Source organism: Thermogemmatispora aurantia, assembly GCF_008974285.1.
In the GTDB taxonomy this organism is placed as follows: Bacteria; Chloroflexota; Ktedonobacteria; order Ktedonobacterales; family Ktedonobacteraceae; genus Thermogemmatispora; species Thermogemmatispora aurantia.
In genome coordinates this window covers 113712-139618 of record NZ_BKZV01000010.1, presented here as the reverse complement: position 1 = coordinate 139618, position 25907 = coordinate 113712, and the positions used below count along the sequence as shown (strand labels likewise).

Here is a 25907-nt window from a genome sequence, read left to right as displayed (position 1 = left end):
GGGCAGCACTCGCGAGAGCACCCGCGTGATCGCCGCCGTCAGGGTCGTCTTCCCGTGGTCAATGTGCCCAATCGTGCCCACATTCACATGCGGCTTCGTCCGCTCAAACTTCTGCTTCGCCATAACCTCAAAGGCTCCTCCTGCAATTCGACCGTACTCGTGCAATATGATGAAGAGATAACAAAAGAGCGACCAGCGCTAGACAAGCAGCAGCCGTCTCCTGCGTCGTGCATTCTGCTCGATTCAGTATCCTATTGGCTCTCTTCAGGTCAGGCGGATCGACGAGCGAGCGACCGAGCGAACGGACCGGTCTGGCATCCAGCCTGACTTCTCTCGCCCTTTCGGATTCTCGCCTCTACTCAGGATGGTTATTGACGCAAGCCACCAGGAGAGGAAAGAATCTTCGAAGAAGGAGGGAAGCGGCGACGGTATCAGAAGACGGCAGCGAAACGTAGAAAGATCCGACGCGGATATTCGTGAAGATGCATGCCTCAGAAAGCAGCAAGGCATCATCAGAAACCACGGGAGCCCGTGATGGGAATCGAACCCATGACCACAGTCTTACCAAGACTGTGCGCTACCGCTGCGCCACACGGGCCAGACAGATCATCAGCGCATTGACACCAGGCGGCGGGCTATCTCTCCCCTTACTCAGCCACTGTTTTACCGCTCACTCACCTTCTCCACGCGCGCCCAGGTGCACCGCTGCCCTGCAGCCGCCTCTTCTCTCGCGCACTCACCTCATCTGAGCGTACGCTCTGATCGAGGCATGCCGTTGTTGCGCTGGTGGGCAGTGAGGGATTCGAACCCCCGTAGGTTTCCCAGCTGATTTACAGTCAGCCCCGTTTGACCGCTCCGGAAACTGCCCACGCGAAGCCACTCAGTTGTTGCCAGCCACTCGCTGTTTGGCTGACGTGACCATTATAGCTGACGGGGCAGATGATGTCAAGCACTTTTCTGGGAAGGTTGGCGAAGAGCACAGCGGCTTAGGAAAGTCTGGGGGCCTGCCATTGTCGCAGGCCAGTTTTGCTGGTATAATCTCCTGCGTCGAAGAAAATGCGCTTCCCCACCAGCACGGGTGTGACCCTCGCGCCAGCCTGCAGCAGCTCGGTCTGGGCCTAACGGCGCCGGGCGCTGTTTTCTGGTCAGGACGGAACAGGACGAAGGAAGGAAGAAGGAACGAGGTATTCTCTATGGCAACGAATTGCGACTTCAAGCGCTCTTCTTTGCTCGCTGAGCAGTATCAGCAGGAGATGGAGCTGATCTCTCAGGCCCTCCTGGAGGAAAGTGAGGAGGAACGCGAGGAGCGCCTGAGCCTGGTCGAGCGTTCTTGGTCCCTCACCAGCGCTTGCTTCTATGCCCAGCGCGAAAGCGGCGATACTTCCAGCCGCACCTCCGCCGTCTCCGCTCACCGCTTAGGGTAATGGCTCACCCGGCGCCAGATGCACACTGGCCCTTTTTGTGGTATCATTCTCGTTACTGAGTACCATCTCAATTTATCACGTGATGTGTCAAGGTAGGGTGTCTGGATAAAACGCTATGCCTCATCCACCAGAGTTGCCGCCTGAAGCATTGACGTATCATACGCCTGTGCAGTTCGGCATGGTATACTGGGTGAATTTTGGCTATCCCGCCCTTCCCCCCGGCATCGAGGAGAAGCGTATCCTGGACTGGCACCCGGCGCTGGTGGTCTCCGCTGAGCCGTTCTGCCGCCACGCCGGCGCCGTCAATGTGGTCGCGCTAACGTCCTATCGGGGTAAGCTCCGTCCCTATCACCATCTGCTCTTGAAACGCGATTATCCTCTTCTGGATACCGATAGCCTGGTGAAAACGGAGCTGCTCTATCCCGTTCTGCGCACGCTGCTCGCGGATCAATATGCGATCTGCCGCCTCCACGATGCCGATCTCTATGCGATTATGGGGAAGATCGCCAATAGCCTGGGCATTACGATGTATTATTCTCTGCATTGACTCGAGGACGCAACTGCCTGTGTGCACGTGAGCAAGCGTGGAAGGGTGTGAGCAAAGCAGGTTGCGCTCAGCCTGCAGCCTGACTGAGTGCGCTCCGTCTCGTCCCTGCAAGGCTTCGCCCCGGTTCGTCGCGGCACTGGATTGCTGTGCACTCTCTTCTTCTCTGTTGAGGATGCTGCAATGTTGCGTCTTCTTCCTTCGATTAGCGCTCTGTTGCAGTCACCCGAGGGGCTGCAGCTGAGCGCTGAGTTCGGGCGCCCTCTAGCGACGCGCGCTCTGCGCCAGGTGGTGGCGGAGGCTCGCGCCGCGGTCCGCCAGGGCGCTTCTTGCCCTTCACCCTCCGAGCTGCTTTCAGCAGCCCGCCGCTGGCTCGCGGCGACGCTCCAGCCCTCGCTTCGCCCGGTCATTAATGCCACCGGCGTGATTATTAATACCAACCTGGGTCGTGCTCCTTTGAGCGCTGCCGCCCTACAGGCAATGCAGACCGTGGCCCACGGCTACGCTAATCTGGAGTACGATCTGGAGGCCGGCGAGCGCGGCTCTCGCTCGGTGCACGCTGCAGCTTTGCTGCGTGAGCTGACTGGCGCTGAGGCGGCACTGGTGGTGAACAATAATGCCGCCGCGGTCTTGCTAAGCCTGTCGACGTTGGCAGCGGGCCGTGAGGTGATTATTTCTCGCGGGCAGTTGGTGGAGATCGGCGGCGGTTTCCGTGTGCCCGATGTGATGCGCCAGAGCGGCTGCCTGCTGGTAGAGGTGGGCACGACCAACCGCACCCGCTTGAGCGATTATGCGGCAGCCATCTCAGAGCGCACTGCCCTGCTGCTGGCGGTCCATCCAAGCAATTTCCGCCTGACGGGCTTCGTGGAGTCTACACCTATCGGCGATCTGGTCAGGCTGGCTCATGATCATGGGTTGCTGGTCATGGAGGATCTGGGCAGCGGCTGCTTGATTCCAAGCGAGCGCTATGGACTGGCCCACGAGCCGATGCCGCAGGAGAGTCTGGCAGCAGGCGTTGATGTGGTCTGCTTTTCGGGCGATAAGCTGCTCGGCGGACCGCAGGCGGGGATTATTCTGGGACGCGCCGCGCTGCTGGAGCGTATCGCTCGTCATCCTCTGATGCGAGCGCTGCGAGTCGATAAGCTGACGCTGGCGGCTCTGGAGGCGACCTTGCGCCATTATCAGCGCGGCGAGGCCGAGAAGGCGATTCCGGTCTGGCGCATGATTGCGCTTCCTCTTGTGCGTCTGCAGGAGCGCGCGGAGCATTGGGCGCGAACTTTGCAGGCGCAGGGCTTCGCGGCAAGCGTGCGCTCTGGAGAGTCGACGGTCGGCGGTGGCTCGCTGCCGGGGGAGACGCTGCCCACGGCACTGTTGGCTCTGGAAGAGGGTCAGGTTCCTTGCTCGCTGGAGGAGCTGGCGCGCCGTCTGCGCGCTCGCCCGGTGCCGATCGTGGGACGTATTCTGCGCGACGCTCTCTTGCTTGATCCGCGCACGGTTCTGGAGGAGCAGGATGAGGAGCTGCTGGCCGGTCTGCTGGCCTGCCTGCGCGATGGGTGAGGGAGGAAGCGGCCCGGCGATTAGCTGGCGCTCCGCCCGGGCGGGGCGTTGCTGGGGAGGGCCTCAATCCTGGCCAGGCGTCGCAGGGCACGCCGATCTCTCAGGCGCTCCAGAATGGGACGGGCGCGCTCCAGCTGCTGACGGTCGCCGCTGCGCTGAGCGAGGATGAGACGCATGCGGGCGGCGTGCGGGAGATGCCCCGCTGTTTCGACTTCGTCGATGGCCCGCGCGAGAGCTGCCAGGTTGTTGGTGGCCAGGGCCTGGGCGATCGCCAGGTAGCGAGCCAGCAAGGGACTGTCTCCCTTGCTCTGAAGCTGCTCGGCTCCGGTCAGCAGAGCTGGCGGGGCGCTCAGGCCGTGTTCGCTGTAGAAGCGCAGGAGATAGAGCAGGTGTAAGTAATCGGGCCGGAAGCCTTCGACTGGCATGAGCTGCGGATCGTCCTGCCGCAGGGCCTCCAGGCTGCCGCGGTCGGCTGCGAGACGCGGTTCCTCCTCTGGCAGCAGGGAGCGTAACAGGGTTGCCAGGCGTTCCCACTCCGCCGTTGCTTCGCGCGCCTGCGCGACGAAGAGCGCGCAGGCGTAGGCGTCGGCCAGATGAGCGATACGCTCTACATCGGCGCCGATCTGCTCGCGCGTGGCCTCCAGCAGGGGCAGCAGGGCGTCGATCTCTTCCCACTGGCCGGCGAGAAAGGCCGCGATGGCGAGCGCGGAGAGCGTTCTGCTCAGGTATGGCAGAGGCAGCTCCGCACGAGCACGACTGCAGGCTGTCTTGCCCAGATCGATCACTTGCTGCAGCTGGCCGAGCACGAGGTTGGCGTAGGCGGCCCCGTTGATGGCATCGATGTACTCCTCGGCGGGTAGAGCGGGCAGGCTCAGGCGGCGCATGGCGGTGCTGATGATGCTCTCTCTGTTCCCCAGAAAGAGGTCAAGCCCCCCCAGGGCGTCGAGGGCCTCGCTCAGAGCAACCTGGTCGCCACGCTGCTCGAAATAGTCGATAGCCTGCAGCACCAGGTTGCGCGCGGTCTCTAGATGGGTATGCGCTTCCGCTGAGCCGGAGATGGGCTTGATGAACACATTCGTGAATAAGAGGCTTGCGGTTTCCTGATGCGCCTGAGCCTCGAGAGGATCTGAAGGCTGATTGATGATCAGGCCGAAGCTGAGGGCGACGCGCAGGCGCCAGATCTCGTCTTCGTCCCCAGCCTGCTCAGCGAGGGTGAGGGCCTCTTGACCCAGACGGACGACCTCCTCTAGCGTGAGCGGGTGGAGCATGGAGAAGCGCGTGTCGCCGATGATCAGCTTGCGCAGCAGACGCGCCCCGCTGAGGGGATCGCGCTGCTCCAGGGAGCGCCAGCGCTCCAGGGCCTCTTGATAGGCCGCACGCCGTGTATCCCCCCAGTAGAAGCAGTCGCCCAGCAGCTCATAGAGGCGCACTTGCTCGTCAGGAGCGGCCAGCTCGATGGCCAGCTCTAGCCAGCGCCTGGCCTCGGCAAAGGCGCCAGCACTGGCCGCCAGCAGACCCGCCTGCTCGAAGGCTCGCAGTGCTACGGCGCTGGGAAACGGTGGCTCCTGGCGGATGGTCCCTTGCCGGGCGAGGTGCAGGGCTTCGCGATAGTGATAGGCGATCAGGGGAGTGTTCGCCTGCGCTGATGGCTGGTTCGCCTGCTGCTCCAGCCAAGCCGCGATACGACTGTGCAGGCGCAGGCGTTCGCCACGCGCCAGCGTCGTATAAGCGACATCGCGCACGAGATTTTGTGAGAAGGTCAGGGTTTCGGTCGGCTCAGCGGCCAGGAGCTCGCGCAGCAGCAGGTCGTTGAGGGCCTCCTCAAAGTCCTCGCTGGTCAGTCCTTCCTCCTGGAGAAAGATGGCCTGCAGCAGCGACCTGGGAGCGCTCCGTCCGGCTACCGAGGCGATCTGCAGCAGGGGGCGCGCCGGTGCGGGGAGCAGGTCGAGACGCGCCAGCAGGCTGGCATGGACGGTATCGGGCAGGGCGATGCCTGTCGGGCTGCGGCCCTGTTGCTGCAGCTCCTGCAGACCACGTACCAGCTCCAGGGCAAAAAAGGGATTGCCGTCGGCGCGCTCGACGATCTCCTCGCGCAGCTCCCCAGGCAGGGCTACCTCCGTCTTTGCCAGCAGCGTGCGGATCTGCTCTCTGGTGAGAGGCGGCAGGGTCAGGCAGAGAAAGTTTTGCCGGCTGGCCCCCCAGTTGCGACGGCGTTCCAGCAGCTCTGGCCGGCTGAGCAGGATCAGCAGGAGCGGGACCGCGGCCCGCATGCCGAGCAGCGCTTCGATGAGATCGAGCAGGCTATCAGGAGCATGGTGGAGGTCATCGACGATGATGAGACAGGGAGCGCGCCGGGCACAGCCTTCAATGAGCTGCTGCCAGGCGGCGAAGATGCTCGCGGGCAGGGCGTTCCTGCCGGCGCTCAGTCCCAGCGACTGCAGGATCAATGCGGTGAGGCGCGCGGCATCCTCCTCACTGTAGCCCTGCTCGCGAAAGCAGGCCTGCAGGACGGTTCTCTCGGCCTGCGAGACAGACGCTGACTCGCCGTGCAGCAGACCGCCGAGCAGCTCACTCAGCGGTTGGGCCGCAGAGAGCTGCCCATAGGGCGGGCAGGAGGCGCGCGCAATGCGCAGCCCGGGACACGAAGCGAGCGAGTCCAGGAAGGCCGCCAGCAGGCGCGTCTTGCCGCTGCCCGCCGGACCGATGAGCGAGAGACAGTACGGTCGCCGCTCCTCGCAGGTGCGTTCAAGCAAGAGCTGTAGCTGCTCTAGATCGCGCTGGCGGCCCACAAAAGGAGGCAGCTCCAGCAGACGTCGTGAGCGGGCGGCCTCCAGAGGAAAGACGCGCAACGGCTGCGGCTTGCCTTTGACGGTTACCTCGCGCGCCGGACCAAAGAGAAAGGCAAGTCTGCTCGCCTGCATGGTGCGCTCGCTCACCAGGATCTCGCCGGGGGCGGCGCCCTGCTGCAGGCGGGCGGCAACGTTGACGGCATCGCCCGTCACTAAGAAATCGCCCTGGCTGCTATCGCCTGTGGCGACAACCTCACCGCTGTTGACGCCAATGCGCAGGCGAAAAGCCGGGGGGAGCAGAGGATCATCTTCCACGGCCTGGCGCAGGGCCAGCGCCGCCGCCAGGGCGCGCTCGGCATCGTCTCCATGAGCACGCGGCAAGCCGAAGACAGCCATGACAGCATCGCCGATGAACTTCTCTAGCGTACCGCCGTGGGCCATGATTATCTGCCGGGCATGCGCATAGTAGCGGCCCATCAAGGTCCGCAAATCTTCAGGATCAAGCTCATCGCCCAGAGCAGTAGAGCCGGTCACATCGGCGAAGAGTATCGTGACAAGCTTGCGTTCTTCGGGCATGGCATCTGGCCCCTGCGCCCCGGCTGCCCCTCTCACTCAGGGAGCTGAGAGCAAGCACACTCTAGCGCTCTTCTTCTTTCAACATGCGGACGTAGCTCTGATAGCGCCGTTCGTTGATCAGGCCATCCTTCACCGCCTGACGAATGGCGCAGTTTTCTTCATCAACGTGGAGGCAGTCGGAATAGAAGCATTCACCCAGGTAGGGCCGGAACTCAACGAAGCAGCTCGCCAGCTCCTCTTCAGGGATGTTCCAGGCGGCGAGGGCCCGAATACCGGCGGAGTCGGCTAGCCAACCACCGCTGGAGAGCGGATAGAGCTGCGAGCTGGTCGTAGTGTGACGCCCCTTGCCAGTGGCGGAGCTCACCATGCCGGTGCGTACAGCCATGCCTGGCTCCAGGGCATTGACCAGCGAAGACTTACCTACGCCAGAAGGGCCGGTGAAGAGAGTGATATGGCCTTTGAGCAGCTCGCGCAGTTGCTCGATGCCTTGCCCAGTCTCACAACTGGTCCACAGAACCGTATAGCCGAGCTGCTGATAGAGGGTGGCAGTCTCTTCGACGCTCTTGTCGTGCGGCAGATCAACCTTATTGAGGCAGATGATCGGGTGCAACTCGGCATGCTCGCAGATAGCCAGGTAGCGGTCAAGCATGCCAAAATGAGGCTCCGGCTGCGTGGTGGCAAAAACAATCACCACCTGGTCGAGATTAGCAAGCAGCGTCTGCGCCCGCGGATTGCTCTCGCGTGAGCCGACATCGCGCCGCGCTAGCTCGCTCTGGCGTGGCAAGACCTCCTCAATCAGGCCAGTCTCCGCATCAAGCCGCCGCACCTTGACGCGATCGCCGACACTCAGACGCGAAGGCAACGTCGCCACCTCTGCCTCCGCGCGCTGCTGACGCGCCAGGGGACCGGTAGCCTTGCCGCGCACGCTGCGTCCCCGGGCTGCCTCGGCGAACGCCTTCTTCAGTTTGCCGCGGAGTGTGCAACGCAGCTTGCCCTGATCGGTATAGACCTCATAGATGCCGTGTGCTCCGCTAAGCACTATACCGGTCAGCAGTTCCATCTTGTACTTGCTGGCTTTCTTTCCTTCAGCACCCTCAAGCGTCCAGCGTCCTCAATCTTCTATCTATCATCGTATTGGCTGCCTCCCCGCCATCCCCGGGCCATGGTACGATGCGCCCAAGGCGGGATGAGACAGCGAAGCTCGCTGATTTCCGGCCTGCAATCATGGTCGATGAGCACAGAAGAGACAGTCATAGCTACCCTTTGGCTCCCCCGTTCCGCAGCGCAGGCCAGAGAAGAGAGGCCCTTTTTATCTCTCCAGACAGATTACAGGAGAGACGGGCACTTTGTCAATGGACTGCGCTCTCAACGGCGAGCCACCCTGCACGAGAGCTGGCCAGTTCCCACCTACCAGACAGACAGGCAGTTGGCTTTTTCGCCCGCGCTCTGCCCGCTGGCCGGCCAGGCCCCAGTGACAGGAGACATTGACGTTCCCCACTCGCATGGGCTAGCCTGAAACAGCATGGCTTATTGACTGGCCGGTTTGCCTGGGTGAGAGCAAGCTGTCGTTGACATGGCTCTTGCTTAGAAGAAGAGGAGTGGTATTATGTCCTGGATAGTTGGCCTTGGAAGTGTGGCGCTGGTGCTCGTTATTCTACAAGATGCCTTTGAGGCTGTAGTATTACCTCGACGTGTCACTCGCCGCTTTCGACTGACAAGCTTGATCTTTCGAGTGAGCTGGTGGCTGTGGCGTCGACCCGCTCATCTCATCCACAATGGAGCGCGGCGCGAATATTACTTGAGTCTATACGGGCCGCTCTCGCTCTTATTCCTCCTGGTGATCTGGGCCATCGGCTTAATCAGTGGCTTCGCCTTGCTACAATGGAGTCTGGGCATGACAGTGCATGCGCCTGAGCAGCAGGTCTCGCTGGGTACCCTCTTCTACTTTAGCGGGACCACCTTCTTCACGCTCGGGCTTGGCGATGTCGCTCCGGCGGCGGGTCTGCCGCGCCTGGTGACAGTCATTGAGGCTGGCATGGGCTTTGGCTTCTTGGCTCTGGTGCTCAGCTATTTACCGGTCATCTATCAGGCTTTTTCGCGGCGCGAGGCCAGCATCGCCCAGCTCGATGCACACGCCGGCTCGCCCCCCAGTGCTCTGGAGCTGCTACGCCGCCACAGCCAGGGGGAGCAGTTTCCAGAGCTGGTGCGACTGCTGCGCGAGTGGGAGCGTTGGGCCGCCGAGCTGTTGGAGAGCCATCTCTCTTACCCTGTTCTCATCTACTATCGCTCACAGCACGAACGCCAGTCATGGCTGGCTGCCTTAACCACGCTGCTCGACACCTGCGCGCTGACCATAGCCTATCTGGATGATCTGCCCGCGCAGACGGCCTGGTTCACCTTCGCCATCGCACGCCACGCCGCAGTCGATCTGGCTCAGGTCTTCGATGTGAAGCCGCGGCCCACTGGCGAGGACCGCCTGGCTGGCGAGGAGCGCGCCCGTCTGCTGGCCGCACTGGAGGAGCTGGGGCTGGAGGTTTCACCAGAGCGCGAACAGCGCCTGGCCGAGTTACGACAGCTTTACGAGCGGTATGTCCAGAGTCTGGCACGGCGCCTGGAGATGCCCTTGCCGGCCTGGGCGCCGGCGAAGGTCATCGACGACTGGCAGACCAGTCCGTGGGAACCGCTGGCCGCCAGCCGGGACACGCTGGCCTGGCAGCGTAAGATGCTCACGCTGCAAAGGAAGTTTGAGACTATGAAGTCAGGCGTTCAATCACCAGACGAGACCAGCGCCGGGTAAAGATGAGGCGCTCAGGGCCCGGCTCCTCAAAGTCGGAAACGTGTAGCGGGTAGACCCGCAGGCGCAGGTGCTCATCGCTTGGGAAAAGGAACCAGCCGGCGGGGCGGCCTGCCGTATCCCAGGCCCGCAGAAGAGAAAGCAGGCGGCGAGCCAGGTATTCGGCCCCACCGAAGCAGCGCACCATGATCTCACAGACGGCCTGGCCCCCTTGACCATTGCCACTGGCCGGCTGCCTCCAGCCCGGAGGCAGCGCGAGCAGGGCAATCTGATTGTCGGCCACGATTCCAATAGAGGTGCGTATCTCCAGGCCAGCGATTTTGAAGAGCCAGGGTAGCTCGGCCAGTGCTGAATGCTCGCGCTGAGCCACGAGACTACAGGCCGCCGGCTCGTGCTGGGAGAGCCAGGTGTTAAAACCGTAATGGACCTCATGCAGGCTGGCAAACACGCCACTAGGCAGATCGTACCAGGGACCGGTTAGGGCCCGATAGAGGGCGACCACATCCACCGGTTGGTAGTTATTCAGGCGCAGCTGGAGCGCAGGACCGGCCTCGGGTCCTGGCCCGAGGGCGAAGATACCCCCAGCCTCTGCGAAGGGGCCACGCAGCATCATAAAGGCGCAGCAACGTACCGAGACGCTCTCAAGATGGTCGTCTCGCCGCTCTAGAGCAACGGAAAACTGAGTATCACGGAGGACCAGCGGGAGCAGCAGGCGCCCATTAGGCTTAAGCTGCTCGTACCAGGGCGCGGCAATATCACCCGACGCCACGGTGAGAATGATGCGGTCATAAGGGGCGGCGGGTGGATAGCCCTGGGCGCCATCCCCACAGATGACCCGCACCTGTCGGTAGCCGGCAGCTTCCAGATGGGTACGCGCCCCCTTCACCAGATCCTCATCGATATCGACCGTCACAACGCTGCCACTCTCACCCACGATATGGGCCATGAGGGCGGCGTTGTAACCGCTGGCAGCGCCAATCTCCAGTACGTGCTGACCTGGCTCCAGGCCAAGCTGCTCCAGCATGATGGCCATAATGGCCGGCTGCGAAGAGGAGCTGACACAGACGCCGTCGACGACTTTGAGAGGGATGACCTGGTCACGATAGACCTCTGCAGGGGGCACCCCTGGCAGGAAGAGATGTCGGGGTACAGCTCGAAAGGCCGCCTCGATACGAGCCGAGCGCAGGAAGCCACGCCCTTTCAGGTGCTCAACAAGGGCCTGCTGCAGCGTCTCCAGCTGGTCCCGAGGCAGGCCTGGGTCGCCCTGATGGACCGGATCAGGATCAGGGCCACGCACCGGACCAGCTTCCATAAGGCCCTCCTTTCCTTTCCTTCCTCCCTGTCTGCTGGTCAGGGAATATCTCGCCGATGCCAATCGGTCAGCTGCTGGTAGGCATGGGCAATTCTCAAGACGGTCGCCTCGTCGAAAGCGTTGCCCACTACCTGGAGACCAAGCGGGAGGCCGGCCTGGCTAAAGCCACAGGGGAAAGCCACGGCGGGAAGACCAGCCAGGTTGAAGGGCAGCGTGAGGCGCAGCGAGGCAGTGGTAGCCTCCTCGCGCTGGCCTTCAATGGTAATCTCTTGATCGATCTGGGCAATGGGAATGGCCGGCATGGGTTGGGCGGGTAACACGAGCGCATCAACTCGCTGCAGCACCGAGCGCAGCTGTGTGGAGAAGAGGCGCCGCTCCTGCTGGGCACGGAGATAGTCGACAGCCCAGATCCGCTCACCCTCTTGTAGACGACGCAGAGTGAGGGGACCATAGAGGGCCGCGCGCTCGCTGAGCCAACCACGCTCACGATGGGCAAAGGCAGCCTCGGGCAGCTGGATAGTGCGAAAGGTCGCCAGTGAGGGCCGGCTGAGCGACACCTCGCTGATATGAGCCCCAGCCTCCTGGAAGATGAGGACAGCAGCCCGCCAGGCCGCACGTACCTCTGGATCAAGTGGCGCAACGAAGTCCTCGGGCGGAAGACCAAGCCGCAAACCCTGCAGCGAGAGCGGCCCCCGTCCCTCGGGTCCTTCAATGAGCAGCGCCGAAGAGCGCGAGGGAGGACCAGAGACGCTCTCAGGATCACGCGGGTCGTAGCCGGCAATGGCATCGAAGATGAAGGCACAGTCTTCGGCGCTGCGCGCCAGCGGCCCAACGTGATCCAGCGAACGCGAGAGCGGTATGACTCCATGACAACTGACACGACCATAGGTCGGTTTGAGACCGGTGACGCCACAGCAGGCAGCCGGAATGCGAATTGAGCCGCCAGTATCCGTGCCAATGGCCCCGACGCACATGCCAGCAGCAACCGCCACCGCCGAGCCTCCGCTTGAACCGCCGGGGACATGATCGCGCTTCCAGGGATTGCGCGTCGGTGGCGTAAAGATGCCAAGGCCGAATTCGTGGGTGTTGGTCTTGCCGATGATGATCGCCCCGTGCCGTCGCAGATGCTCCACAACACTCGCATCTTCGGGCGCCACATAGTCGGCCAATACTCGCGACCCGGCGGTCAGGCGCTCTCCCCGCACGGCAATAAGATCTTTGACGGCAATGGGGATACCATGCAAGGGGCCGCGGAAGAAGCCACGCCGCTGCTCGCGCTCGGCCTCTTCGGCTGCCTGGAGGGCCGCATCGCGCATCACGGTGACAAACGCTTGTAGCTCACCGTCAAGAGCTTCGATGCGCTCCAGCGCCTCGCTGACGAGTTCTCCAGGGGTAGTCATTCCAGAGCGGATGTCATCCGCCAGCTCGCGAATGGATCGATAGAGCATGCTTCCCTTTCATGCCGCGCAATGCATTCTGCTTGCCCCAGGCAATGGGCGACCACGTTTTCCTTCTATTGTACCACGCGCGGATCTGCCGCCACGCTCCAATCTCTCCCTCCTCACTCACAGGCCGTCCTCCACTCCAGGCTTCCAGACAGACAGACAGACAGACAGACAGACAGACGGACAGGACATAGGCAGTCGCGCAGACAGAGCTAGCCAGTAGAGCAGGCAGGAGAGGCTGACCACTCTATCCGCGCGACCGCTCCGCTCGCTCCTGGCTCTGGGAGCTTACGGCTGCCCGAGTCCGTGGGTCGCTTCCTGCCCTGGCTTCCAGCGCAGATTTGGACGGCGCGCCGCCAACGCCTGGTCGAGCCGCCCCACTGGTGTGGTATGCGGCGCCGTCTTGACAATCTCGGGATTGGTACGCGCCTCGTGAGCAATCTGACGCATGACCTTGATAAAGTAGTCCAGCGTCTCACGCGTCTCGGTCTCGGTCGGCTCGATCATCATCGCTTCGTGGACAATGAGCGGGAAGTAGACCGTGGGGGCGTACATGCCAAAGTCGAGCAGACGCTTGGCTATGTCGTTGGCCGTAACACCGCTCTCTTGCTTTTGACGCTGAGCCGTGGCGACAAACTCATGCTGGCAGAGCCGCACCTGGGGGAAGGCGATTTCATAGTCAGACGCCAGCTCGTGACGCAGGTAGTTGGCATTGAGAATGGCGCTCTGGGCCACGCGCAGCAGGCCATCAGGCCCGTAGGTGCGGATATAGGCGTAGGCTCGTACGAGGACTCCGAAGTTGCCAGTGTTGGCGCGCACTTTGCCAATCGAGAGCGGCCCTGGATCAGCCCAGTAATAGTTGCCTTGCTCGTCTCTGGCCGGCAATGGACCAGGCAAGAAGGGAACAAGGTGCTCTTTGACGCCGATGGGTCCTGCGCCCGGCCCACCACCTCCGTGGGGGGTACTACAGGTCTTGTGTAAATTGAAATGCACGACATCGAAGCCCATATCGCCCGGGCGCGTGATGCCCAGCACCGCATTGGCATTAGCCCCATCGTAATAGAGTTGCCCCCCTGCCTCATGCACCAGACGCGCGATCTCGACAGCGTTGCGGTCAAAGATGCCCAACGTATTAGGATTAGTCAACATAATAGCTGCCACCTGCTGCCCCTGGCTATCAAGCAGCAAGCGCAGGCGGTCCATATCGAGGCCACCGGTCGCCGGATCGGTCTTGATCTCGACGGCCCGGTAGCCAGCCAGGGTAGCGCTGGCGGGATTGGTACCGTGGGCATTGTCAGGAATCAGCACCAGATTGCGATGGCCCTCGCCGCGGTGTTCATGGTAGGCTTTGATAAGCATCAGACCGGTCAGCTCACCATGCGCGCCCGCCGAGGGCTGCAGCGTCACACGAGCCATGCCAGCGATCTCAGCCAGATACTGCTCCAGCTCGTACTGTAGCTGGATCGCTCCCTGCACGGTGCTCTCGGGCTGCAAAGGATGGAGCAAGGCAAAGCCAGGCAGGGCAGCCATGTCCTCGTTCAGCTTGGGGTTGTACTTCATCGTGCAGGAGCCGAGCGGATAAAAGCCGGTATCGACGCCAAAGTTGCGCTGCGACAGATGGGTATAGTGGCGCACGATCTCGATCTCGCTCACCTCGGGCAGCGGGGCCGGCTCCTGGCGCAGTAGATGGGGCGGCACCAGACTCTCCAGCGGCTCCGCAGGAACGTCGAGCGCCGGCAGCGTCGCCGCGCGTCGTCCGGGGGCGCCTTTTTCAAAAATCAGCGGCTCTACGCTCATGCCGCCACCTCCTTGAGAGCCGCCACCAGGCGGTCGATATCATCGCGAGTGCGCATCTCGGTAACGCAGAAGAGCATATGATCAGCCAGATCGGGATAATCGCGGCCCAGGTCATAGCCGCCGATGATGTCGTACTGCAACAGGTGCTCCTGTAAGCGACTGGCCGAGATCGGGAGACGGATCACGAATTCGTCAAAGAAGGGATTGCTGAAGGCAGCATCAAAGCCGGGCAGGGCACTGATCTGGCGCTGAGCGTAGTGGGCCTTGTGCAAGCAGAGAGCTGCCAGCTCGCGCAGGCCCTCCTTGCCCAGGGCCGCCATATAGATGGTGGCGCCGACAGCCAGGAGTGACTGATTGGTACAGATATTAGAGGTCGCGCGCTCACGACGAATATGCTGCTCGCGCGCCTGCAGCGTCAGTACATAGCCGGTCTGCTTGGCACCGCCCTCCTCGACGGTCTGCCCGACCAGGCGCCCGGGCATCAGGCGCAGGAAGCGCTCACGTGCGGCCAGGAAACCAAGGGCCGGCCCGCCGAAGCTCATCGGATTGCCGAAACTCATCAGCTCGCCAACAGCGATATCGGCCTTGTACTCCGCCGGCGAGGCCAGCAGACCGAACGAGGCTGGCTCGCTGGTGACACTGATAAAGACGGTGCGGCTCTGACGATGCACCAGTGGCTCGATAGCTTTGACATCCTCAATACAGCCAAAGAAATTCGGTTGCTGGATGGCTACGGCCACAGTCTCCGGCCCAACGGCAGCCTCCAAAGCGGCCAGCGAGGTGACGCCGTTCTCCGTGGCTATCTCACGCACGCGGAAGCCGCGCGCACGGGCGTAGGTGCGCAGAACACGCCGATATTGAGGATCAACACCGGCAGAGACGACTACTTCTCCCTGACCACCCGGGCCAAGGGCCATGAAAACGGCCTCGACGAGAGCGGTGGCACCATCGTAGAGGGAGGCATTGGCAATGTCGAGACCGGTGAGCTGACAGACCATTGTTTGAAACTCGTAGATGGCCTGCAGCATCCCCTGGCTGACTTCCGGCTGATAAGGCGTGTAGGAGGTCACAAACTCGGAGCGCCGCTGTAGATGCGGGACAACGCTGGGAATGGCGTGCTCATAGGTGCCAGCACCCAGAAAGGAGATTACCCGATCAAGGCTCTTGTTCCTGGCCGCCATGCCTGTCATCAGCCGCTTGAGGTCTGGCTCGGCCAGGGCCGGCGGCAGATTGAGGGGACGGCGCAGGCGCACCTCCTCGGGCACCGGCTCTAATAAGTCCTCCAGCGATTGCAAGCCCAGGCGCTCAAGCATGGCCTGCTGCTCCTGGGGCGTGTTCGGTATGTATCCCATCGTAACTTCATCTCCCGAACGACGAACTGGGAATCAGGGTGGTCAGACTCGATGCTCACCGGCCCGTCGAAGCATCCCCCATCGGCTGCTCTGCTTCAGGCTAAGGCTCAGGACATCCAGACATCTGACCAGTTGTGGCACAGGTGGCCCGCCAGCGCGGGCGACGCTGCAGCTGCGCGCCCTCTCTTCGCCTCTCCCAGTGGCTGGTCTAGCAGACAGGGCTATCGAGTGGCAGGTAGGCGAGTGAGAAGCTGCAGAATAGCGGCATAGGCGGAGCGGGCCACAGCGAGCGAGTAAGTTTAAGTTAGTCAGGCAGTCTGGCAGGCAGGCAGTCAGCGCCCTTCGAGATAGGCAATGTACTGCTCAGCGGTCATGAGATCATCCAGTTCTGCAGGGTTGCTCAGCTTCACCACCAACATCCAGCCATCCCCGTAAGGCTGCTCATTGACCAGCTCAGGATGATCCTTCAGCAGCTCATTGATCTGCAGGACCTCGCCACTGATCGGCGCCACCAGCTCTGAGGTGGCCTTCACGGATTCGATGTCGCCGAACTTCTGATCGCGGCCTATCTGTTGACCGGGCGTCAGAGGGATCTCGACATAGACAACGTCGCCAAGCTGGTCCTGGGCGTAGTCCGTGATGCCGATGGTCGCCTGGTCGCCCTGGACGCGGACCCACTCATCGGTTTTGCTGTACTTGAGGTCAGCCGGATGGTTCAGGCTCGCCATATCCTCTGTCTCCTTCTGCTCTGATCAGCGTTTCACTCCTGGTCAGCTCGTAGCGCAGGCCAGGGCCTTCCTGCTTGCTTGTCCGGCCCCGGACGATGGTGTTGCCTGCGCGCCCAGCTCCTTACTTGCGGCGCTTGTAAAACGGCAGAGTCACGAGGCGCGCGGCCAGGCGCCGATCGCCAATCTCGACCTGCACGAGGTGCTCGGGGATCGCGCGAGCTGCCTCGACATAGCCCATGCCGATGCTCTTGTTGAGCGTTGGACTGGGGGCGCCGCTGGTGACCACACCGATGGCCCGCTCGTTAGCTCCACTGCTTCCGCTTTCGCCGCCAGTGTCGCTGTCATAAATAGTATAGCCGCCACGGGGCACCCGGCGCTCCACCATCTCCAGCCCCATGAGCTTGCGCGCCGGCCCCTGCTCGCGGACCTGCAGCAGGGCCTCACGGCCAATGAAGTCACCTTTTTCAAATTTTACCGTCCAGGCCAGGCCGGCTTCCAGAGGATTGGTCTGCTCTGTCAGCTCATGGCCGTAGAGACAATAGCCGGCCTCTAGACGAAGGGTATCACGCGCACCCAACCCGGCGGGAACCAGGCCACGCTCTTTCCCCGCTGCGAGCAAGCGCTCCCAGAGCATTGGGGCCTGCTCCGCCTCGCAATAGAGTTCAAAACCGTCTTCGCCTGTATAACCGGTGCGCGAGATCAGGCAGGCCAGCCCCGCCACACTGCCCGGCAGGCAGCGATAGTAGCGAATCGTCGCCAGGTCAACGGATGCCAGGGGCTGGAGAATGGCCTGGGCTTCCGGTCCCTGCAGAGCCAGCAGGGCTGTTGCTTGTGAGCGATCTGTGATCCGAAGAGCGCTGAAGCGCTGGGCCTGCTCCTGGAACCAGGCCAGGTCTTTGGCAATGTTGGCCGCGTTGACAACGACCATGTAGCGCTCGGCCTCCAGACGGTAGACAAGCAGGTCATCAATGACGCCCCCCGTAGGCAGGCAGAGCGTCGTATAGAGCGCCTGGTTGATGGCGAGTCGCCCGACATCATTCGGGACTAAATACTGGAGAAACGGCAGCGCCTCCGGGCCTTCAACCTGGAATTCGCCCATGTGGCTGACGTCGAAGAGGCCAGCCCGCGTGCGCACGGCCCGATGTTCTTCGAGGATGCTGCTGTACTGCAGCGGCATCTCCCAGCCTCCAAATTCGACCATGCGCGCCCCAAGGGCCTGATGCTGCTCATAGAGCGGTGTGCGTTTGAGAGGAGCTGCTGCGGCTTGCTCTGCTGTCATCGTTGACTCCTTGGCAAGGTTCGAGGCTTGGCTTGGTGTGCCTGCCTGATTGACGCTTCCACTATAACAGATTTTGCCGACAGCGTCGAATCGCCTTCTTCCCTCTACAGGGCTGGCCCCAGGCACAGACTAGCTCACTCGACACCGGAAACCGCGCCGCCATCAGTAGTCGAGCAGATTCTGCAGCTCTTTTTCTGACTGCTTGCTCAAGGGGATCATCGTTTCCTGGGGATCGTCGAGCTGAAGCGTGTAGCTGTTGCGCGTGAACTGGATAACGGCCTTGATATGCTGCAGATTGACCAGGTAGGCGCGATGGGCTTTGAAGAAACCACGCCCGCTCAGGCGCTGCTCCAGCTCCTGCAGCGTGAGATTAGTGGTGGCTTCTTCACCGGCAACGGTACGCAGAATGGTGCGACCATCGCGGCTGGTGGCATAGAGGACCTCAGCGGGATCGTAGAGCATGATGCGATCCTCACGGCGCGCTGTGACCTTGTAGGGGACATAGCGCGTCGGCGCCGCCGTCCCTTCTTCCCCTTCCTTGCTTTCGCTCCCCCCAGAGCGCGCCGCATAGCTATAGTCGCCGCTGATGCGCCCGGCTTCCAGCTCAATGACGCGCGTACAGAACTTGCCCGCCCAGGCGAGGTCCCTGACGCCGATCAGCACGGCGCTACCCTGGACGGCCAGATTCTGGATGAGATGAGCGAAGAGCTGGGCAGTATCCCAATCGACGCGCTCCACCGGCTCGTCGAGCAGCGCCAGGGCTGGCTGCAGCAGCTGCAGGTGAGCGAAGGAGAGACGACGCCTGGCCGAGAGTGAGAGCTTGCTGATCGGTTGCCGTACCTGATCGCCCAGGCCGACCGCCGTCAACACCTCATCAATGCGTCGAGAGGGGAGAGCGTGGAGCGTGCAGAAGAAAGCCAGAAACTGCCGCGGGTTCAAGCGCTCATAGAGCAGATCCTCCGCAAAGAGCAAGGCGACACGCGTCCGCGCCTGGCGGTCACGCGAGAGATCGCGCCCGTCCAGGATGATGTTCCCCCCGCTGGGCTTAAGCTGGCCGGCCAGCATGCGCAGCAAGAGGGTCTTGCCACAGCCCGAGGGACCAACCAGGGCCACGATTTCCCCCGCTCCTATCTGCAGATGAGGAATGGAAAGCACGGTTCGCCCCTCAAGCGTCTTCTCCAGCCGACAGATCTCTAACAGCATAACGCTCCTTCTTCTCACGACGTGGCAGTCGAGCCTGGATCGAGCGATGACGATTCTCGCAGATCATTATACAGGAGAGCCGGCCCGGGTAGAAAGAGCAGATCCAGGCCCCCGGTAGACCCCTGTCGTCAGCCAGAGCGGCGCCATTCATGCCAGCCTGTGCTCCACTCAGCCCCAGTCAGCGACCATTCACCCCCACAAAACAGCCTCTTAAGACTCCTATGACGCCAGTCAGCCTTTTTTTGTGGCGTTGCGCGGCAGCAGATGGTACAGTCAGCTCAGAGCCATCCGCCGGGCGGGAAGGGTCCAGGCAGGCAGGCAGGCAGACAGAGAGACCGTTAGCGATCTAGCGATAAGAGTGAAGAGAAGAAAGGAGATCCTAGCGTGGAGCACCAGTTTGAGCCGGAGCTGATGATCGAAGCCCACCAGCTGCGGCGCACCTTCGGCCAACGCCAGGCCGTTGCTGACCTGAGCTTTAGCGTCAGGCGTGGTGAAATCTTCGGTCTGCTCGGCCCCAATGGCGCCGGCAAGACCACCACCATCCGCCTCCTCAGCGGGCAGATTATCCCTGATAGCGGCTGGGCACGCGTAGCCGGCTGCGACGTGGCCCGAGATCGCCTGCGTCTGAAGCAGCGCATCGGAGTCGTCTTTGAGGAGCAAAACCTGTACGAACGGCTCTCGGCACGCGCCAATTTGCGCTTCTCCTGCTGGCTCTACGGCCTGCCAGAGAAGCGCATCGACGAAGTACTGACCTTAGTCGACCTGCGGGACCGAGCGCGCGAGCCAGTAGGGAAATTTTCCCAGGGTCTCAAGCAGCGCCTGCTCATTGCACGGGCCTTGTTGCATCAGCCATCCGTCCTCTTTCTTGACGAGCCAGGCCGCGGTCTCGACCCCATCTCGGCGCATACCGTGCGCCAGGTCATTCGGCAGCTGAGCGAAGCCGGCACCACGATCCTGCTGACCACCCACCTCATGGAAGAGGCCGACCAGCTCTGTCAGCGTGTCGCTTTCATCGTCAACGGGCGCCTGGTCGCCAATGATACCCCGCGGCATCTGAAATTGCAGCACGGTAAACGCCTGCTGCAGGTCACTCTGGAAGAGCAACGGGACCACAGCCAGCGCCTGTGCGACATCACCCTCAAGCTAGATGATGTTGACGATCAGCAGCAGCTGACGCGCTGGCTCAGCGAGGGACGGGTCCGTGCTCTTCACACGCAGGAGGCCAGCCTGGAAGAAGTCTTCTTCCACGTCGCTGGCGTGCCGCTATCCTAGCCATCGTCTTCTTCGTCATCGTTTAGTCTGGCAGAAGACAGCAGAAGACAAGAGAAACGCACACATTTGCTTCAGGGAGGGTTATCACTATGCACCTGCGCAGCATGCTGGCCATTGCCCGCAAAGATCTCATCGATATCGTCCAGAACAAGGCGACGCTTGTCGGGCTGCTCCTACCTATCTTCATGGCCGTGCTCTTCAGCCTCATCAATAGTCTCATCGGTGGAACACCAACGCGCCTGCTCATCTACAATCCAGGCCAATCTCCGGTCGAGCATATCGTCAGCGCCGCCTTCTCGACACCCACAATCACGCACGCGGCAAGTGCTGCCGAGGTCGAAGCGGCCTTTGGTCCGGACGGAGTCCACAAGCAGTCTTCCTACGCGCTCGGTTTGATCGTTCCCCCTACCTTCGAGAGCGACCTGCGCGCAGGCCGCCATCCGCAGCTACAGCTCTTCCTCAACGGCGATAGCATCGGAATCACCCAGCGCACCCTACTGGCTCAAGCCCTGACCGATTACGGGCGCCAGGTCGTCGCGCCCGAGCCGCCGCTGGCCGTGGTCACCAGTACGATTAATCCGCCTCAGCCGAGCACCTTCAGCGAAAACAGTAAAGCCTTCTTCGTCATGTATGTGCTCGTCATGACCATCATGAATGCCACCGGTATCGTACCAGGCCTGATCATCGAAGAGAAAGAAAAGAAGACCCTGCGGATGCTGCTGGCCTCGCCGGTCTCCTTCGGCGACATCATTGCTGGCAAGCTGCTGGTCAGTCTGGTTTACCAGGTGCTACTGCTGGCGCTGGTCTTTCTTATCATGCAGGGATTAATCGGTAACCTGCCCTGGCTGCTGCTTTTCCTCCTCATCGGGGCCTGCCTGACCAACGCCATCGGGCTTCTGATCGGCTGTCTCTTCAACACCATCTCGGCCTCGGGAGCAGTTGGGGGTATCCTCATCTTCTTTTTCATCGTGCCAGCGCTTTTCGTCGGTCCATTAGGGCAGTTTGTTCAGAACCAGTCTTTCATGACTATCATCAAGGCCATTCCGGTCTACTACCTGGCCGAGGGTATCTACAACGCCTTGACCGGCCAGACGTCAGCCGCGACTATGTTAACCGATCTGGCAGTCATCGCCGGAACGACTCTGCTGCTCTTCATACTGGCCGCCTGGAGCCTGCGCCAGCAGGCAGCAGTCGCGAGCAGCATCTAGTATCAAGGGAGGGAGAGATTCGGGCTGATCATCGGTCACGGTCCAGCAGGGCACCGCTCATCTGGCCGGCAGTCTGGCCCCTACCACAGGCACCAGGCTGATGACAACAGACACAGCTTGTGATATCCTGTCTTCGCGACAGGAAGAGCGCGAGCACAGCAGACGCTATCAGCGGCGGAGAGCAAGCAGGCCACCACATCAGCCTGCACGCTCCTGCCGCCTGTGCGCTTCTGCAGTGGAAACAGGAGAACAGACCGATGCCGACAGCAATCTGGGGGGAGCCGGAGCCAGAGCGCAATGAGGCTTATCCGCTAGCAACCCTGAAGCAGCTGGTCCACCAGATGATGGGACATTTCGCGGCACAGGGAGCATGTCTAGCGCTGTATGATACCCTGCTAGGGCAGATGGTCATCAGGCTCCACGTGCGTCTGCGCAACGGAGGCGCAGGAGGCCAGCCCAGTCTGAGTCTGAGCACAGGCCAGAGCGGCGTGGAGAGCGTTCATCGCGTCGGCAGGCGAACGACTATCAATCTGCAAGATCCTTCCTCCTCAGCGGTAGGACGTCTGAAGCGGACACCCGGGCTTCAGGAGGAGCTGGAAGATGTACCGCCGCTGCCAGGGAGCCTCTTCCCGGTCGGCAGTCGCTATGCACCAGGCCAGGACCTGATCGGCTATACCTGGCGTGAGAATCGCTCCTGCATCATGGAGCATGAAAGTTACGTTTATGCCTTTCATGGCCAGCACAAGACGCCATTAAACCTTGACATCAGACCCTACTGGTATTTTGCCGCCCCCATTCAGGAGCCGCCACTTGCGCAAGAAGAGAGCGGCCAGCGCGCAGCGCCTCAGCCGCAGGTTCTGGGGGTCGTGATTCTCTACAAGCTGGTGCCCTCGCCCGGCTTTGATCTCAAGCAGCGCCAGGAGGTCCATACCTTCACCGAGCGCATGGCCCTTTATCTGGAAAATCATCGTCTGCGTCAGATCCAGCGCCGCACCAGCGAGCACCTGCAATCTCTGCAGCAGCTCAGCGCCATTTTTCCGTCGACCGTCAATCTCGCCTACCTGCTGGAGCAAGTCTATCAGTTCACACGGCGTATCGTCGACGTCTCGGCCATGCTAGTCACCCTCTACGACCGCGATACGCGCATGATCTATGACGTTTACGCGGTCTGCGATGGCCGGCCTGTCGAGGGTTTGCCAACCGAGTCCGTGGAACCGCGCACTCGGCGGCAGTGGTGGCGCGTCACCCAAGAAGAGAAGCGCACGCTGCTGCTGAGCCCGGCCCATCTGCGCCAGCATGAATACGACGAGCTGCTGCAAGGCGTCTGGGGCGACCAGCGTCAGGCCGAATCGTTCCTGCTGCTGCCGATGAAAATGTTCAACCGCGTCATCGGCTCAGTCAGCCTGGCCAGCCAACGGCCCAACGCCTACCGACACGAGGACATCCAGGTGCTGGAGACGATGGTCCAGATCATCACCGTCGGCATCGAGAACGCGCGGCTCTACGAGCGCTCTCGACGCCTGCTGCGCAAGGCCCGGCAGCGCGAGGAATCGCTGGCCGCCATGAATAGCGCCCTGCAGTCCATCAGCCTGGTGCTCAATGTACGTGAGATGCTCGACAACTTCGTGCGGGCCGTCGCCAATCTTGTTGAGGCAGAGATCGGCGTCTTCTTTCAGCTGTCGCCCGATGGGCAAGAGTTGATTGCTCAGGCCATCTACGCCCGCAGTAACAAAGGGGCCAGCAATGAAGCGCTCTCCTTCATGCACGCCGATAGCGAGAAGGAGCGCGAGCTGATCGAAATGATTCGCCTGCCCTTCAAGGGGTCTCTCCTGGAGCGCATGGCGAGCGAAGGGGCTTTCTTCTACCTCGATGGCACTCTGGCCGAAGAGCTGGCGCAAACGGCTAGCGAGGGAGGAGCCATCTTCTTGCGCGAGACCCAGATTCAGCGCATGATCATGATTCCGGTCCAGTACCAGACCGAACTGATGGGTCTGCTCTCCCTCCACACGCCGCATCAGGACCGCGTCTTTCAGCCCGAAGAGATCGGCATGCTGCTGGCTCTTTGCAGTCAGGCCGCCAGCGCCATCCGCAACGCCCAGCTCTTCGAGCAGATTCAGGAGGCCAATGCCGAGTTGCAGCGCATGAACACGCTCAAGGATGAGTTTATCGTGACCGCCTCCCACGAGCTGCGCACGCCATTGAGCGCCATCAGTGGCTATGCCTCCTTGCTCAAGCGTCAGAGCGCGCGCGCCACGCCGCAGCAGATTCTCCGCTTTGCCAGCAAGATTGCGGCCTCCGCCCAGCAGCTCAGTGCTCTGGTAGCCAACATGACCGAGGCTGCCAATATGGATGCCCTGGGGCGCAAGCTGGAGCTGCACCCCAGTCCGGTCGAGCTGCGCACCGCTGTACAGATGGCGGTCAGCATTCTGAGCATCAATATCGAGCAGGAGATCCAGGTCAACGTGCCCGAGGACATCTGGCTCTACTGCGATCCGCAATTGCTGCGCCAGGTCTTGACGAACCTGCTCGATAACGCCGCCAAATATTCGCCGCCGGATAGCCAGATCGAGATCCGCGTGCGCGAGATGGCGCTGGGCGAGGTGCCGCTCCCGGAGGAACAGGTCGATCATGAGGCCCTGATCGAGAAAGGGGCCGACCTGCCGGTGGCCGTGGTGAGCGTCTGCGACCAGGGCGAGGGCATCCTTCCCGAGGAGCAGCACAAGATCTTTGAGAAGTTCGTCCGCGCCTCACGGACGTTGACCACGCCCGTACGTGGTTCCGGCCTGGGCCTCTATATCTGCCGCCGCTTTATCGAGGCGATGGGCGGCAAGCTCTGGCTGGAGCGCAGCGTGCCCGGCGAGGGATCGATCTTCAGCTTCTATCTGCCACGCACCAGTCCACCCCCCGAAGTCCGCGAACAGGAGGAAGAGTCGGCCAGCGACCATGACGAGCCAGCTTAACGTGCTGATTGTCGATGATGATCCGCTCATCCGTGAGATGATGATCGATATTCTTGAATTCGAGGGCTGCCGCCTGCGCACAGCCCGCAACGGCGAGGAGGCGCTGCAGGTGCTGCTGGGCAAGGAGCGCTACGTGGTCTTTCTGGACCTGATGATGCCAGTGATGGATGGCAGCACGCTCTGCCGCAGACTGGCCGCTCAGCCGGAGCTGCGCCGCCGCCACCGCATTATTCTGATGTCGGCAATGGACCGCCTGGTCGACGCCTCTCCCCTGCAGGCCGACGGCCTGATGCCAAAGCCCTTCTCGGTCGAGGATGTCTTGCAGGCTCTCGCCCCTTTCCGCTCACTCTCCCCATGAGCGTTGCACCTTCCCATTGCTGTCCGTCTCCCTCTGTCCTCTGTTGCTCTGTTGCCTACAATAATATATGAAAGACAACAGAGAGCCAATGTTGACCGGGAGCGGCCTGCATGAATCCATCCAGCATGTTTACTGCCTTGAGCATCTTTACAACGTTTGCCAGCATCATTCCCGTCTATCACTTTATTTATCGCTTCCTGCATATTGCTCCCTGCCTCCAGGGAGAGGGGCCTGGTCTGCTGATCTACCCCCGGAGTCCAGGCAAAGAGGAGCAAGGCTATCAGGCAGAAGCTGCTGCGCTAGCGCGACGGGGAAGCATGTACCTCCGCCGGGGCCAGCCTCAACGAGCCATCGAGCTGTACAGCCGCGCCCTCGCTCTGGCAGGCGACGAGGCCGTGCTCTATCTGCGCCGTGGGGAAGCCTGCTATCAGGCTGGCCAATATCAACAGGCCCTGAGTGACTGTGAACAGGCCCTGCGTCTTCACCCAGCGCTGGCCGAGGCCCATTATCTGCGCGGGCGCATTTGCACCCGCCTGGCTGCCTATCAGCAGGCCCTGAGCAGCTATACACGGGCCCTGGAGCTTGACGCGGGTCTGGCCACTCTCATCTACCCGGAGCGGGCGGCTCTCTATCAACGGCTCAAAGATCCCCATGCAGCCCTCCACGACTACTGCCGCGCCCTGGAGTACAGTCCGCACGAAGCCTCGCTGATCTTTCAACGGGCCCTGGTCTATCTGCAGCTACGGGAGCCGCGTCAGGCCATCGCCGATCTGAATAGCGTGCTACAGGCCCGTCCAAACTTTGCTTGTGCCTACCATTACCGCGCCCTGGCCTCTCTCTACTTGCAAGATCTCGCTGGGGCACGCCAGGACTGCCAGCGGGCCACAACTCTCAATCCAATGCACATCGATCATGGCTGGCTGGCCTGCTGGGTGACCCTGTGCGAAGAGCGTCCAAACGAGCGACTGGCAGAGCGCCTGCAAGCCCTGGCCCAGACCGCTCCCGAGCAGTACGTAGCTCTGCTCTGCCAGGCAGCCAGTGCCTGGATACGGGGAGAGCAGGCCGAGGCCCAGGCGGCCATCAGCCGTGCCCAGGCCGGCGCTGGCGCTGATGATCACTGGGGGGCGCCCTTCTGGCAGGCCGTTATCTGGGCTACATCGGGACACGAGGCCGAGGCCCACCAGGCACTTCGCGAGGCCCTCATCCGCGGGCTGCCCCTGCCGCTGCTCTCCCCGCTGCGCTGGGCCAATCCAGGCTTCTATGGCCATTACGCCCGCGCTCTGTTGGAAGCCTGAGCCAGGCCAGAGAG

At 62.0% G+C, this 25907-nt stretch carries 19 protein-coding genes and 2 tRNA genes; 9 read left to right on the top strand and 12 right to left on the bottom strand.

Going from position 1 to position 25907, the window contains the following annotated elements; genetic code table 11:
* From KTAU_RS21185 to KTAU_RS21175, 3 genes are all read right to left on the bottom strand, one after another.
* Window positions 1-123, bottom strand: a 123-nt coding sequence (locus KTAU_RS21185; protein ID WP_228026531.1) for a GTP-binding protein, incomplete at its 3' end; no start/stop codon positions are given.
* A 403-nt stretch (window positions 124-526) separates the two neighbouring features.
* Window positions 527-598 (bottom strand) — tRNA-Thr (locus KTAU_RS21180).
* Between the two features lie 186 nt (window positions 599-784).
* Window positions 785-868 (bottom strand) — tRNA-Tyr (locus KTAU_RS21175).
* A gap of 325 nt (window positions 869-1193) precedes the next feature.
* On the opposite strand from KTAU_RS21175, the gene KTAU_RS21170 reads away from it, so the two are divergent.
* The 3 genes from KTAU_RS21170 (at window position 1194) to selA (ending at window position 3525) form a co-directional block, all read left to right on the top strand.
* A complete protein-coding gene (locus KTAU_RS21170) occupies window positions 1194-1424 on the top strand; it encodes a hypothetical protein (protein ID WP_112430148.1) in 231 nt (76 codons plus the stop codon).
* A gap of 115 nt (window positions 1425-1539) precedes the next feature.
* On the top strand, window positions 1540-1971 hold the full coding sequence (locus KTAU_RS21165) for a type II toxin-antitoxin system PemK/MazF family toxin (protein ID WP_052887442.1): 432 nt from the start codon (window positions 1540-1542) through the stop codon (window positions 1969-1971).
* Window positions 1972-2151: 180 nt separating this feature from the next.
* A complete protein-coding gene (gene selA, locus KTAU_RS21160; protein ID WP_151730225.1) occupies window positions 2152-3525 on the top strand; it encodes an L-seryl-tRNA(Sec) selenium transferase in 1374 nt (457 codons plus the stop codon).
* Window positions 3526-3545: 20 nt separating this feature from the next.
* Here the strand turns inward: selA and KTAU_RS21155 are convergent, their stop codons facing one another.
* Both KTAU_RS21155 and rsgA read right to left on the bottom strand, forming a co-directional pair.
* The gene (locus KTAU_RS21155) at window positions 3546-6890 is read right to left on the bottom strand and encodes an adenylate/guanylate cyclase domain-containing protein (RefSeq protein WP_151730224.1); all 3345 of its coding nucleotides are present in this window, start codon (window positions 6888-6890) and stop codon (window positions 3546-3548) included.
* Window positions 6891-6951: 61 nt separating this feature from the next.
* Window positions 6952-7950 (bottom strand): ribosome small subunit-dependent GTPase A, encoded by a 999-nt coding sequence (gene rsgA, locus KTAU_RS21150; RefSeq protein ID WP_151730223.1) that lies wholly within the window; start codon window positions 7948-7950, stop codon window positions 6952-6954.
* Between the two features lie 546 nt (window positions 7951-8496).
* Between rsgA and KTAU_RS21145 the strand changes: the two genes are divergently transcribed.
* Window positions 8497-9687, top strand: a complete 1191-nt coding sequence (locus tag KTAU_RS21145; RefSeq protein WP_151730222.1) for a potassium channel family protein — start codon at window positions 8497-8499, stop codon at window positions 9685-9687.
* On the opposite strand, the gene fxlM is transcribed toward KTAU_RS21145, so the two are convergent.
* The 7 genes from fxlM to KTAU_RS21110 form a co-directional block, all read right to left on the bottom strand.
* A complete protein-coding gene (gene fxlM / locus KTAU_RS21140) occupies window positions 9641-10996 on the bottom strand; it encodes a methyltransferase, FxLD system (protein ID WP_151730221.1) in 1356 nt (451 codons plus the stop codon). The genes KTAU_RS21145 and fxlM overlap by 47 nt on opposite strands.
* 38 nt (window positions 10997-11034) lie before the next feature.
* Window positions 11035-12444 carry an amidase gene (locus KTAU_RS21135; RefSeq protein ID WP_151730220.1) on the bottom strand — a complete coding sequence of 470 codons (1410 nt, stop codon included), beginning with the start codon at window positions 12442-12444 and terminating at the stop codon, window positions 11035-11037.
* Window positions 12445-12729: 285 nt separating this feature from the next.
* The gene (gene gcvPB / locus KTAU_RS21130; RefSeq protein WP_151730219.1) at window positions 12730-14238 is read right to left on the bottom strand and encodes an aminomethyl-transferring glycine dehydrogenase subunit GcvPB; all 1509 of its coding nucleotides are present in this window, start codon (window positions 14236-14238) and stop codon (window positions 12730-12732) included.
* A complete protein-coding gene (gcvPA, locus tag KTAU_RS21125; protein WP_151730218.1) occupies window positions 14235-15590 on the bottom strand; it encodes an aminomethyl-transferring glycine dehydrogenase subunit GcvPA in 1356 nt (451 codons plus the stop codon). Before gcvPA ends, gcvPB begins: the two co-directional genes overlap by 4 nt.
* Window positions 15591-15922: 332 nt before the next feature.
* On the bottom strand, window positions 15923-16309 hold the full coding sequence (gcvH, locus tag KTAU_RS21120; RefSeq protein ID WP_112434190.1) for a glycine cleavage system protein GcvH: 387 nt from the start codon (window positions 16307-16309) through the stop codon (window positions 15923-15925).
* Window positions 16310-16439: 130 nt separating this feature from the next.
* On the bottom strand, window positions 16440-17597 hold the full coding sequence (gcvT, locus tag KTAU_RS21115) for a glycine cleavage system aminomethyltransferase GcvT (RefSeq protein WP_151730217.1): 1158 nt from the start codon (window positions 17595-17597) through the stop codon (window positions 16440-16442).
* A 162-nt stretch (window positions 17598-17759) separates the two neighbouring features.
* Window positions 17760-18800 carry an ATP-binding cassette domain-containing protein gene (locus KTAU_RS21110; RefSeq protein WP_151730216.1) on the bottom strand — a complete coding sequence of 347 codons (1041 nt, stop codon included), beginning with the start codon at window positions 18798-18800 and terminating at the stop codon, window positions 17760-17762.
* A 384-nt stretch (window positions 18801-19184) separates the two neighbouring features.
* On the opposite strand from KTAU_RS21110, the gene KTAU_RS21105 reads away from it, so the two are divergent.
* The 5 genes from KTAU_RS21105 (at window position 19185) to KTAU_RS21085 (ending at window position 25893) form a co-directional block, all read left to right on the top strand.
* The gene (locus KTAU_RS21105; RefSeq protein WP_228026578.1) at window positions 19185-20072 is read left to right on the top strand and encodes an ABC transporter ATP-binding protein; all 888 of its coding nucleotides are present in this window, start codon (window positions 19185-19187) and stop codon (window positions 20070-20072) included.
* 89 nt (window positions 20073-20161) lie between these two features.
* On the top strand, window positions 20162-21280 hold the full coding sequence (locus KTAU_RS21100) for an ABC transporter permease (RefSeq protein ID WP_151730215.1): 1119 nt from the start codon (window positions 20162-20164) through the stop codon (window positions 21278-21280).
* A gap of 257 nt (window positions 21281-21537) precedes the next feature.
* Window positions 21538-24240: a sensor histidine kinase gene (locus KTAU_RS21095; RefSeq protein ID WP_151730214.1), complete on the top strand. Its 2703-nt coding sequence runs from the start codon at window positions 21538-21540 to the stop codon at window positions 24238-24240.
* Entirely contained in the window at window positions 24224-24598 is a 375-nt protein-coding gene (locus KTAU_RS21090; protein WP_151730213.1) for a response regulator, read from the top strand. The genes KTAU_RS21095 and KTAU_RS21090 overlap by 17 nt, the downstream gene beginning before the upstream one ends.
* Before the next feature lie 110 nt (window positions 24599-24708).
* A complete protein-coding gene (locus KTAU_RS21085; protein WP_151730212.1) occupies window positions 24709-25893 on the top strand; it encodes a tetratricopeptide repeat protein in 1185 nt (394 codons plus the stop codon).
* Window positions 25894-25907 lie beyond the last annotated feature (14 nt).

What these genes read in the sequence shown, in the direction of transcription:
- KTAU_RS21100 (WP_151730215.1), top strand. Translation starts at nt 20,162, where the DNA reads ATGCACCTGCGCAGCATGCTGGCCATTGCCCGCAAAGATCTCATCGAT.
- KTAU_RS21155 (WP_151730224.1), bottom strand. Translation starts at nt 6,890, where the DNA reads ATGCCCGAAGAACGCAAGCTTGTCACGATACTCTTCGCCGATGTGACC.
- gcvPB (WP_151730219.1), bottom strand. Translation starts at nt 14,238, where the DNA reads ATGAGCGTAGAGCCGCTGATTTTTGAAAAAGGCGCCCCCGGACGACGC.
- rsgA (WP_151730223.1), bottom strand. Translation starts at nt 7,950, where the DNA reads ATGGAACTGCTGACCGGTATAGTGCTTAGCGGAGCACACGGCATCTAT.
- KTAU_RS21135 (WP_151730220.1), bottom strand. Translation starts at nt 12,444, where the DNA reads ATGCTCTATCGATCCATTCGCGAGCTGGCGGATGACATCCGCTCTGGA.
- KTAU_RS21165 (WP_052887442.1), top strand. Translation starts at nt 1,540, where the DNA reads ATGCCTCATCCACCAGAGTTGCCGCCTGAAGCATTGACGTATCATACG.
- KTAU_RS21145 (WP_151730222.1), top strand. Translation starts at nt 8,497, where the DNA reads ATGTCCTGGATAGTTGGCCTTGGAAGTGTGGCGCTGGTGCTCGTTATT.
- gcvPA (WP_151730218.1), bottom strand. Translation starts at nt 15,590, where the DNA reads ATGGGATACATACCGAACACGCCCCAGGAGCAGCAGGCCATGCTTGAG.
- KTAU_RS21090 (WP_151730213.1), top strand. Translation starts at nt 24,224, where the DNA reads ATGACGAGCCAGCTTAACGTGCTGATTGTCGATGATGATCCGCTCATC.
- gcvT (WP_151730217.1), bottom strand. Translation starts at nt 17,597, where the DNA reads ATGACAGCAGAGCAAGCCGCAGCAGCTCCTCTCAAACGCACACCGCTC.
- KTAU_RS21095 (WP_151730214.1), top strand. Translation starts at nt 21,538, where the DNA reads ATGCCGACAGCAATCTGGGGGGAGCCGGAGCCAGAGCGCAATGAGGCT.
- fxlM (WP_151730221.1), bottom strand. Translation starts at nt 10,996, where the DNA reads ATGGAAGCTGGTCCGGTGCGTGGCCCTGATCCTGATCCGGTCCATCAG.
- KTAU_RS21110 (WP_151730216.1), bottom strand. Translation starts at nt 18,800, where the DNA reads ATGCTGTTAGAGATCTGTCGGCTGGAGAAGACGCTTGAGGGGCGAACC.
- KTAU_RS21085 (WP_151730212.1), top strand. Translation starts at nt 24,709, where the DNA reads ATGAATCCATCCAGCATGTTTACTGCCTTGAGCATCTTTACAACGTTT.
- selA (WP_151730225.1), top strand. Translation starts at nt 2,152, where the DNA reads ATGTTGCGTCTTCTTCCTTCGATTAGCGCTCTGTTGCAGTCACCCGAG.
- KTAU_RS21170 (WP_112430148.1), top strand. Translation starts at nt 1,194, where the DNA reads ATGGCAACGAATTGCGACTTCAAGCGCTCTTCTTTGCTCGCTGAGCAG.